The organism is Frankia sp. CeTa3Moorea (assembly GCF_978021225.1).
This window is the reverse complement of sequence record NZ_CDXDOR010000030.1, coordinates 14,406-23,461: the sequence shown is the minus strand read 5'-3', so window position 1 is coordinate 23,461 and position 9,056 is coordinate 14,406. Positions and strand designations below refer to the sequence as shown.

The following is a 9,056-nucleotide window of genomic DNA, read 5'->3' as shown; positions in this document are numbered from 1 at the left end:
GGCACCGGCGGCGGCTGCTCGGGGTGACGTCCCGGCGGGTGTCGCCAAAACGCCATCGCCGGGGTCGAATGGGTGACGTCGCCAACCGACCCGAACTGACCTGTTGCTTTGTATCAAACACCCCGCGGAGGTATCCCACCAGGGTCGGTCTTGTCGGCGTTCACCGGGCCCCGGCCGCCCTGGCTCCGGTCGTACTCGCGGCCCGCCCGGCACCGGGAGCGATTCCGGCATCAGCGATTCCGGCATCGTCGAAGGCAGCCTGCATGCCGGCGGCGAGCTCACGGTGGCGGGCGAGCATCGCCGACAGGTCGGGATGCACCGGATGGCCGTCCAGGACGACCGCGCGGCCCGCGACCACCGTGTGGCGGGCGGCGACCGGGCCGCAGCGCAGCCACGCCTCGACGGGATCGGACAGCGCCCCGGCGAAGCCGACGCCGTCGAGGGGCCATGCCACCAGATCGCCCACCGCTCCGACGGACAGCTCGCCGATCTCCCCGGCCCGGCCGAGGCAGCCGGCCCCGCCCCGGGTGGCGATCTCCAGCGCGTCCCGGGCCGACATCGCCGCGGCGCCGTGCCGCAGCCGGCCGAGCAGCATCGCCGTGCGGGCCTCCAGCCACAGCGACGCCGAGTCCGCCGACGACGAGCCGTCACAGCCCAGTCCCACCGGTACCCCCGCCGCACGCAGCTCCGCGACCGGGGCGAGCCCACCGCCAAGGATCATGTTGCTGCTCGGGCAGTGCGCGACCCCGGTGCCCCAGGCGCCCAGCCGGGCCACCTCAGCGGGGTTCGGGCGGATGCAGTGCGCCACCCAGGCCCGGTCGCCGCCCCAGCCGACCTCGGCGAACTGGTCGATGGGACGCCGGCCGAACCGCGCGAGGCAGTACTCGTCCTCTTCGGGGTCCTCGGCGAGATGCGTGTGCAGCCGCACGTCGAGCGACTCGGCGAGCTCCGCCGTGGCCCGCATCAGCTCCGGGCTGACCGAGAACGGTGAGCAGGGCGCCAGGGCGATCCGCACCATGGCGCCCGGCGAGGGGTCGTGATGACGGGCCACCAGCCGGGCCGACTCGGCGAGGATCTCGGCGTCGTCCTGCACCACCGAGTCGGGCGGCAGTCCGCCGTCCTTCACCGACAGCGACATCGATCCGCGAGTGGGATGGAAGCGCAGGCCCAGTGCCGTCGCCGCGGCGATCTCGGCGGAGACGAGGTCCCCGCCGCCGCGCGGATGCACGTACAGGTGGTCCGTGGTCGTCGTGCAACCGCCGAGGGCGAGCTCGGTGAGCCCGACGTAGGCGGAGACGTGCACGGCATCCTCGTCCAGCCGGGACCACAGCGGGTACAGGGTCGACAGCCAGGTGAACAGCGTGCCGTTCAGGGCCGGAGCGAACGCGCGGGTGAGGTTCTGGTACATGTGGTGATGCGTGTTCACCAGGCCGGGAGTGATCAGGCAGCCATCCGCCCGCAGCGTGCGCACGGCGGGAGGCGGTGGCTCGTCGGGACCGCCGAGGGCGCTGACCAGGCCGTTCGTCACCGCGACCCACCCGCCGCGGATCTCCCGGCGGTCGGCGTCCACGGTCGCGACCAGTTCGGCGCCGACGACGACCAGGTCGGTGGGAACGGGGACGGCGACGGGACGGGAGACGGCGGGCGTGGGCATGGCGGGCGTGGGCATGGCGGGCATGGGCATGGGCATGGCGGGCGTCAGCGTGGGGGCCTTCTGCGGGTCGGCCATGGCCGCTGATTCTGCGGCCGGCACGTTACGGTCGGGTGAAGCGCCCGTGCCCGGGAGGTCGTGGCGTGCCAGATGACGTGAGCAGGTGTGCGGGGTCGGCGGGGTCGGCGGGGTCGGCTGGCGGGTCGGCCGGCGTGACGGTCGTGACCGCCCCACCAGTCATCATGATCGAAGATTCGGGTGATCCCCGGGTCGACGACTACATCTCGTTGACCGACGTCGCGCTGCGCCGTCGGCGGGAGCCGGCCGACGGACTGTTCATCGCCGAGGGCGAACGGGTGATCATCCGGGCGCTGCGGGCCGGCTACCGGCCGCGTTCGGTCCTGGTCTCGCCCGCGCGCCTGACGGCTGTGCCCGCGGACCTCGGCGCCGACGTTCCGGTGTACGTCGCGGGACCCGACGTGCTCGCGGCGATCACCGGCTTCGAGGTGCATCGGGGGGCGCTTGCGGCGATGGGCCGCCGGCCGCCCCGCGCCGCGGCCGACCTCCTGGTCGACGCCCGGCGGGTACTGGTGTGTGAGGACATCGTGAGCCACACCAACCTGGGGGCGATCTTCCGTTCGGCCGCGGGACTCGGGATGGACACGGTGCTCCTGAGCCCGCGCTGCGCCGATCCGCTCTACCGGCGTTCTGTGCGGGTTTCGATGGGGGAGGTGTTCGCCGTCCCCTATGCCCGGCTCGAACCCTGGCCGGAGGCCCTCGGTCTGCTGCAGGATGCCGGGTTCACGCTGCTGGCGCTGACTCCGGCGGCGGACGCCGAGGATCTTGGCTCCTTCGCGGCCGGACTCACCGCCTGCGCCGCGCCCGCGCCCGCACCCGCACCCGCACCGGTGACAGAGGCGGCCCGGGTCGCGTTGCTGCTGGGCACGGAGGGCGCCGGGCTGTCGGCGGCGGCGCAGTCGGCGGCGACAGCCCGGGTCCGGATTCCGATGGCGCACGGGGTCGACTCACTGAACGTCGCGGCGACCGCCGCCATCGCCTGCTACCTGCTGGGCCGCCGTTGAGCCGCCGGCTTCAGGAGGCGAGCCAGCGGCAGCCGGGCAACGGCAGGTTCCGCAGCACCCAGAAGGCGATGATCAGTATCGGAACGGCGGGAAGCAGGCGGGCCGGTACCCGGGGCAACGGGCGGCGCCAGCCGGCCGCCCGCGCCACCGCCACGATCCAGCCGAGCACCAGCATCGGGGCGGCGATGACGAAGTAGACATTGTAGTCGGCCGCGGCCGCGAGGTGTCCGTGCAGAAGCTGGTGCAGGCCGCGGAGGGCGCCGCAACCCGGGCAGTCCAGGGACGTGGCCCACCGGAACGGGCACGTGGGGTAGTGGCCCGGCTGGGCGGGGTCGACGAGGTACACCCGGCCGCAGACGCCGACGGCGGCTACACCGAGCACGGCAAAACCCGCCAACCGGGCCCGCGGTGACCAGACCCGGCCCGCGCCGATGGTCGTCCCCGGGGCGCCCGGGGCGCCCGGGGCGCTCAGGGTGCCTGGGGTGCCTGGGGTGCTCAGAGCCATGGCCGCGCCGGTCGGTTCCGACGCCGTGTGTGCCGGGTGGTCTGGGTGCGGTGCCGCGACCTCCACCGGAGAAGCGTAACCGGGGCGCGGACCAGTAGGTGGCGGACCGTGGGACAGCGGACCGGGGGGTGGCGGACCGTGGGACAGTGGATAGGGCCCGATCGGAGGGACAGATGACGGCACGAAACGGCGATCGTGAGCCGGGCCCGGACGCCCCCGGCTACGCGGGGCTCGCGACCTTCTGCGGACTGCCCTGGCTGCCCGGGACGGAGGCGCTGGCAGCCCGCCGGCCCGACGTCGCCGTCGTCGGTGCTCCGTTCGACATCTCGACGACCCACCGTCCCGGCGCCCGGTTCGGCCCCCGGGCGATGCGGGCCAATGCCTACAACCCCGGCACCTACCATCTCGACCTCGGTATCGAGATCTTCGACTGGCTCGACGCCGTCGACGCCGGCGACGCGCACTGTCCGCACGGGCTCACCGAGGCGTCCCATCGCAACATCCGGGCCAAGGTTGCGCAGATCGCCGGGCTCGGCACGATCCCGCTCGTCATCGGTGGCGACCACTCGATCACCTGGCCGGCCGCAACCGGCGTGGCCGACGCCGTGGGCTGGGGTGAACTCGGTCTGCTGCACTTCGACGCGCATGCCGACACCGCGGACGTCATCGACGGCAACCTCGCCTCGCATGGCACTCCGATGCGACGGCTCATCGAGTCCGGTGCCGTGCGTGGACGCAACTTCGTCCAGGTGGGGCTACGCGGCTACTGGCCGCCGCCGGACGTGTTCGCCTGGATGCGCGAGCAGGAGATGACCTGGCATCTCATGCACGAGATCTGGCAGCGGGGCAGCCGTGACGTCGTCGTGGACGCGATCGCGCGGGCCACGGACGGGTGCCGGGCACTGTACCTGTCGGTCGACATCGATGTCCTGGACCCGGGGTTCGCGCCGGGCACCGGCACCCCGGAACCCGGGGGGATGACCCCGGCCGACCTGCTGCGGGCGGTCCGTCAGATCGCGCTCGACACGCCGCTCGTGGCTGCCGACATCGTCGAAGTCTCCCCGCCGTACGACCACGCGGAAACGACGGTCAACAGCGCCCATCGCGTCGCCATGGAGGTCTTCGCGGGACTTGCCTACCGCAGGCGGGAAGCCGCCGGTGGCGTTCCGGACCTGCCTGGGTCGGCCCCGGCCTGAGCCGGCCCTCCGTGGCAACCGTCTGTCGCAACCGACGGTCCAACCGGGAGCCGGTTGGACCGTCGACCGAACCATCGGCGTTTCGTATTCTCGCGAGCACTTCGTATTCTCACGAGTACTTCGTATTCTCGCGAGCACGCAGAGCGCCCTCATTCCAGGTGCAGGGCGCCCTCCTCAGCCGTGCGCGCACCCACGTCCGGCGTGACGATGCTGGGAACGGCGAAGTTCGCGTCGTAATCCTCCGCGAGGGTCGTCGTCCCCTCGCCGTATGCGTCGGCGTCGAGAACAGCCCCGGACTCCCGCCGCTCGGCTTCCAGGTAGGGGTCGGCGTCCGGCGTTTCTGCGGCGAGTTGCCGATCGAAGGACGACCCCGCACGCTCCTCACGTGGTGTGCTCGGATAGCGGACGCCGGCACTCGGTCTGTCGGGTGCATCCCAACTGTCGTCCAATGGATCTCGGCCGGCATCCGTCGAGCCGAGATCGTCGCTGTCAAGCATCTCCGCGGGTTCCAGGGGAGCATCCTCGCGGTACCACGACCGTTCGGAGTCGGCTGCGATGGAACCCGGGTCGAACTGCTCGGGACCCGAGGCTGACTGCGTCATGGCTGCCTCCCCGACCGGCCCACGGGCGCGGCGCGGCCTGCTTGGGACATCCCGCAACATTCCGCCCGGCAAAGCGAGTCCGGCCACTGTTGATATCGGTGCGTCCCAGGCCGCTCCCGGCACGCCTCGCCGCATGACCTTCCCGGCGACGGCCGGGCTAAGCCCGCCGCCGTGGCCCTTGCTCGCCGTGGCCCCATGCTTCGACCACCGTTTGGTTCTCGCGGATGATCCTCGCGGACAGCGTGTGCAGATGATCCCGGATCCGGTCGCGGATCCGGTCGCGGATCCGCGCCACCTTCGCCCGGGCCTTCTCCCGGTTCACCGACCCCTGCCGCGTGCGGGACAGCTCCCGCTGCGCCTGGGTGAGGCGCTGCCGGTCGCGGCGTGAACGACGTGGATCGGGCGACCGGGCGGGGTGTGTGCCGCCGCGGACCGGGTGCCCGCCGAGAGTGGCATTGCGAGTGCCATCGGCAGCGGGACGGACACGATTACCGCGTGGGGTGACCCCGCTTGTCGGCGAATAGGAGATGGCGTATACCGTCCCGCTTTGTGGCTACTGTTGCTGACCGGATACTCGACCAGCTTGCCAAGGTTCCCGCGGGTTTGGACGACGGCAGGTTGGCGGCGGCGATCGGGGCGAGCCGGGGCACGGTGAACCAGGTCTGCCGGAAGCTCGCGCAGGCGGGGCGGCTGGACCGGGGTCAGGGTCCCGACGGCCTGATTCTCAACCGTCTGGCGCTCGCGGCGACCTCGCCGCCCGAGGAACCGGAATCCGCTCCTGCCGTGGAATCCGCCGGCGTCGCCCCCCCGGCGCTCGCCGAGGAGGTCACTTTTCCCGCCGTGGCCGAGCCTGTTCCCGATGCGTTCGCGTCGGCCGAGTCCTCGTCGGCCCAGCCTGTTCCCGACGTCTCCGCGTCGGTTGAACGTGCTCCTGTGGGTTCTGAGCCTGCCGTCGCCGCCGCCGAGGCGGTCATGGCCACAGGCACCGATGAGCAGGCGGTCGATGGCGAGCCGGTGGACCTGCTCGTGGAGCCAGCCGCCGAGCTGGTCGTCGAGGTCGTCGAAGTCGTCGAGGTCGTGGAGGTGGAACCCACTGGCGACCCGGAGGCGGGTACCGAGGCCGATGCACCGGTAGCGGAGGCGCCGGTAGCGGAGGTGACGGAGCTGGTCCTGTCGCAGGTCGTCGAGCCCGACCCGGTCGCCGAGGCGGGTGCGGCGGCGGTCGAGGCGGCGGCGGTCGAGGCGGGTGCGGCGTCGGCCGTGCCGGCCCCGGGGCGCGCCGAGGATCCGGTCACAGCGATCGGCCAGGCCTTGGCCGCTCTGGACGAGGCGATGTCCGTGTTGGGCAGCACGATCGTCCCGGCCTCGCTCGATGCGGCAGGTGGTGCGTCGCATGCCTCGCCGTCGCCGGGCGGTACGGTAACCGAGCTTTCCGGGGAGCGGCGGGCTCCCACGGAGCGCGCCGACGGCGTCGGGGGTGGCAGCCGGCCGGTAGCCGGCGCGCCCCTGCCCGCGGGGACGGCCGCGAGCAGGGAGACCCACGAGCCGGCGAGCAGGGGTACCGCACGCCGGGAAGGCGGGGAAGACGGGGCCGAGGGGAGCACCCCGACTTCGGGGAAGGCACCGGCCGATCGCGTGAGCACCGCACCGGTGCGTCGGAGCTGGTGGCGCCGAATGTTTGTCCGTAACGCCCATTGATGTAACTAACGGTACATAGTCGGCAGTGGGACCGGCTGTCGTTAGGTTGACGCGTCGACGATGTTGATCGGCAATAACGTTTCGAGCGTCACCGATCTACCAGGGGAGAGCATGTCCATGCGAGCGAGATCGCTCGTCGCCGCCATTGTGCTGTCGTCGCTGGCGCTCGTCGCCTGCGGCAGCCGGGCCAGTAACAACGGAACGACCTCGGCCGGCAACAAACCGGCCGGGGCGTCGAACAACACAGCCTCGGATATCGGTGTCACGCCGACCGAGATCAAGATCGGTACAATCGCCGGCCTGAGCAGCGGTTTCGGGCCGGACACGTTCTCCGCCTCACTGTACGGGGCGCGGGCCTATTTCAAGGCGCTCAACGCCGCGGGCGGAGTCAACGGGCGCACCGTGAACCTCGTCGAGTGTGACGACAAGGGCACCGGTGACGGAAACGCGAACTGCGCGCACAAGCTCGTCGACGACGAGAAGGTCTTCGCGCTCGCCGGGGTGACGGCGTTCGACTACACGGGTGCGCAGTACATCAACTCCAAGGGTGTTCCGGATATCGGCGGCCAGCCCGTGTCCGCAGCCTACGATCAGTATCCGCACCTGTACTCGATCTACGGCAGCTATTATCCGCGCACCGGCAGCCGTCCCGGCTACAACGGCACGCTCTACGCGGGGACCGAGACCTACCGCTGGTTCAAGCAGAACCTGAAGACCAACGTCGCCGGGGTTGTGTACTACAACGTCGCCCCGTCGGAGCGGTACGCCAAGTCGATCGCGGACGGCCTGCGCAAGGAGGGCTACACGGTCATCGAGGAGCAGATCAATCTCGGCGCCCCGAGTTGGGACGCGACGGTCCTCGACCTCAAGCGGCGTGGCGTCCAGATCGTCTTCGACGCGATGGACGACGGCGGTAACGCTCAGCTGTGCAACGCCATTGAGTCCCAGAAAATGCCGATCACGGCGAAGGTGACCCCGCCGCAGGGCTGGGCCAACAACGTCCGCCAGGTCTACAATGCCTCCCCGAATTGCCGGAACACGATCTACTCTACTGGCGGCACCGCCAACTATGCGGACACCCAGATTCCCGCGGTCGCCACGTTCCAGAAGGATCTGCAGGCGGCCGCGCCCGATCGGGTGGCCAAGACGAACCTGTGGATGCTCGAGGGTTACGCCTCGGCCCAGTGGCTGACCGACGCGATCCGGTCCTGCGGCGCCGACGTCACCCGCGCCTGCGTCGAGGCGTACATGAACAGCGGCAAGGACTACGACGGTCACGGCCTGCTCATCCCGACCGGCCGGAACTTCAAGAAGTTGCCTGAACCGCCGTCGCAGGAGCAGAACTGCCTCAACGTCGCCCGTTGGCAGGACTCGGCGAACGGAAACCAGGGCGGCTGGGTGACCCAGGTCAAGGACATGAACACCAACTGCTTCACCGTCCCGGATCTGCCCTACCAGGCCGGCTGATCTCTCGCGGGACCGTCCGGGACCGCCCGAGTGATCTCGGGCCCCGGTCGGGGCACCCTCCACGGCGCCACGGAGGGAACCTCGACCGGGGCCTTTCACCGGGGCCTTTCGCGGCCCTACGCCCGGAATTCCCCCGGTGCGCCCGCGAAGGACCGCTCGCCCCGGTGCAGGACGTAGACCAGGTCCGCCATCGCCAGGGCCTGCTCGGTGTACTGGTCGGCGAGCACGACGGTGGTGCCCGACGCGGCGACCGTCGCAAGCCAGCCGAACAGGTCCGCGGCGACCTTCGGGGATAGTCCGAGCGACAGCTCGTCGACCATCAGGACCGAGGGGCGGGCCAGCAGGGCGCGGGCGAGCGCCAGCATTCGCCGCTCACCGCCGGACATCGATCCGGCCCGCTGCGTCAGCCGCTCCCGCAGCCGGGGGAACGACTCCAGCGCGGGGGTGATGTCGGGGTGCCCGCTGGCTTCCGCGATGATCTGCAGATTGTCCCGGACCGACAGGGTGGCGAAGACGGCCCGTTCGTCCGGCACGAGCATCAGTCCCCGGCGGGCCCGGTCGACGGTGGACATCTTGGTGATGTCCTCGCCGCGCCAGGTCAGACTGCCCGAACGCAGTGGGATCAGCCCGGCCAGCATCCGCAGGGTGGTGCTCTTGCCCGCGCCGTTGACCCCGAGCAGGGCGGTGACCTTGCCGGCGGGGATGGCGAGGTCCAGACCGTGCAGGACCTCCACGGTCCCGTAGCCGGCCCGCGCCCCGGTCAGTTCGAGTTCGGCTGTCGCCGTGGTCACCGTGCCTCCTGCGGCTGCTTCAGGACCGTTTCATCGTGGCGATGGGCAGCCTGGGCCAGGTACA

9 protein-coding genes are annotated in these 9,056 nt (G+C 71.2%); 4 read left to right on the top strand and 5 right to left on the bottom strand.

Translation table 11 applies throughout. The features are described 5' to 3' along the window. Window positions 1–160: 160 nt before the first annotated feature. Window positions 161–1,654 carry an 8-oxoguanine deaminase gene (locus tag AC08OV_RS08215; RefSeq protein ID WP_476615350.1) on the bottom strand — a complete coding sequence of 498 codons (1,494 nt, stop codon included), beginning with the start codon at window positions 1,652–1,654 and terminating at the stop codon, window positions 161–163. Window positions 1,655–1,893: 239 nt separating this feature from the next. Here AC08OV_RS08215 and AC08OV_RS08210 point away from each other — a divergent pair, with 239 nt between their 5' ends. Continuing rightward, window positions 1,894–2,733: a TrmH family RNA methyltransferase gene (locus AC08OV_RS08210; protein WP_476619506.1), complete on the top strand. Its 840-nt coding sequence runs from the start codon at window positions 1,894–1,896 to the stop codon at window positions 2,731–2,733. Window positions 2,734–2,743: 10 nt separating this feature from the next. On the opposite strand, the gene AC08OV_RS08205 is transcribed toward AC08OV_RS08210, so the two are convergent. After that, window positions 2,744–3,238 (bottom strand): DUF2752 domain-containing protein, encoded by a 495-nt coding sequence (locus AC08OV_RS08205; protein ID WP_476612991.1) that lies wholly within the window; start codon window positions 3,236–3,238, stop codon window positions 2,744–2,746. A 173-nt stretch (window positions 3,239–3,411) separates the two neighbouring features. On the opposite strand from AC08OV_RS08205, the gene speB reads away from it, so the two are divergent. Beyond that, window positions 3,412–4,434 (top strand): agmatinase, encoded by a 1,023-nt coding sequence (speB, locus tag AC08OV_RS08200; RefSeq protein ID WP_476612992.1) that lies wholly within the window; start codon window positions 3,412–3,414, stop codon window positions 4,432–4,434. 149 nt (window positions 4,435–4,583) lie between these two features. Here speB and AC08OV_RS08195 read toward each other — a convergent pair whose 3' ends face one another. Both AC08OV_RS08195 and AC08OV_RS08190 read right to left on the bottom strand, forming a co-directional pair. Beyond that, complete coding sequence (locus tag AC08OV_RS08195) at window positions 4,584–5,036, bottom strand: hypothetical protein (RefSeq protein ID WP_462189237.1); 453 nt, start codon at window positions 5,034–5,036, stop codon at window positions 4,584–4,586. A gap of 157 nt (window positions 5,037–5,193) precedes the next feature. Further along, window positions 5,194–5,565, bottom strand: a complete 372-nt coding sequence (locus AC08OV_RS08190) for a transposase (protein ID WP_476613005.1) — start codon at window positions 5,563–5,565, stop codon at window positions 5,194–5,196. Window positions 5,566–5,585: 20 nt separating this feature from the next. Here AC08OV_RS08190 and AC08OV_RS08185 point away from each other — a divergent pair, with 20 nt between their 5' ends. After that, window positions 5,586–6,734 (top strand): MarR family transcriptional regulator, encoded by a 1,149-nt coding sequence (locus AC08OV_RS08185; RefSeq protein ID WP_476612993.1) that lies wholly within the window; start codon window positions 5,586–5,588, stop codon window positions 6,732–6,734. 117 nt (window positions 6,735–6,851) lie between these two features. After that, complete coding sequence (locus AC08OV_RS08180) at window positions 6,852–8,201, top strand: ABC transporter substrate-binding protein (RefSeq protein WP_476612994.1); 1,350 nt, start codon at window positions 6,852–6,854, stop codon at window positions 8,199–8,201. A 116-nt stretch (window positions 8,202–8,317) separates the two neighbouring features. Here AC08OV_RS08180 and AC08OV_RS08175 read toward each other — a convergent pair whose 3' ends face one another. Beyond that, the gene (locus AC08OV_RS08175) at window positions 8,318–8,992 is read right to left on the bottom strand and encodes an ABC transporter ATP-binding protein (RefSeq protein ID WP_462187788.1); all 675 of its coding nucleotides are present in this window, start codon (window positions 8,990–8,992) and stop codon (window positions 8,318–8,320) included. Between the last annotated feature and the right edge of the window lie 64 nt (window positions 8,993–9,056).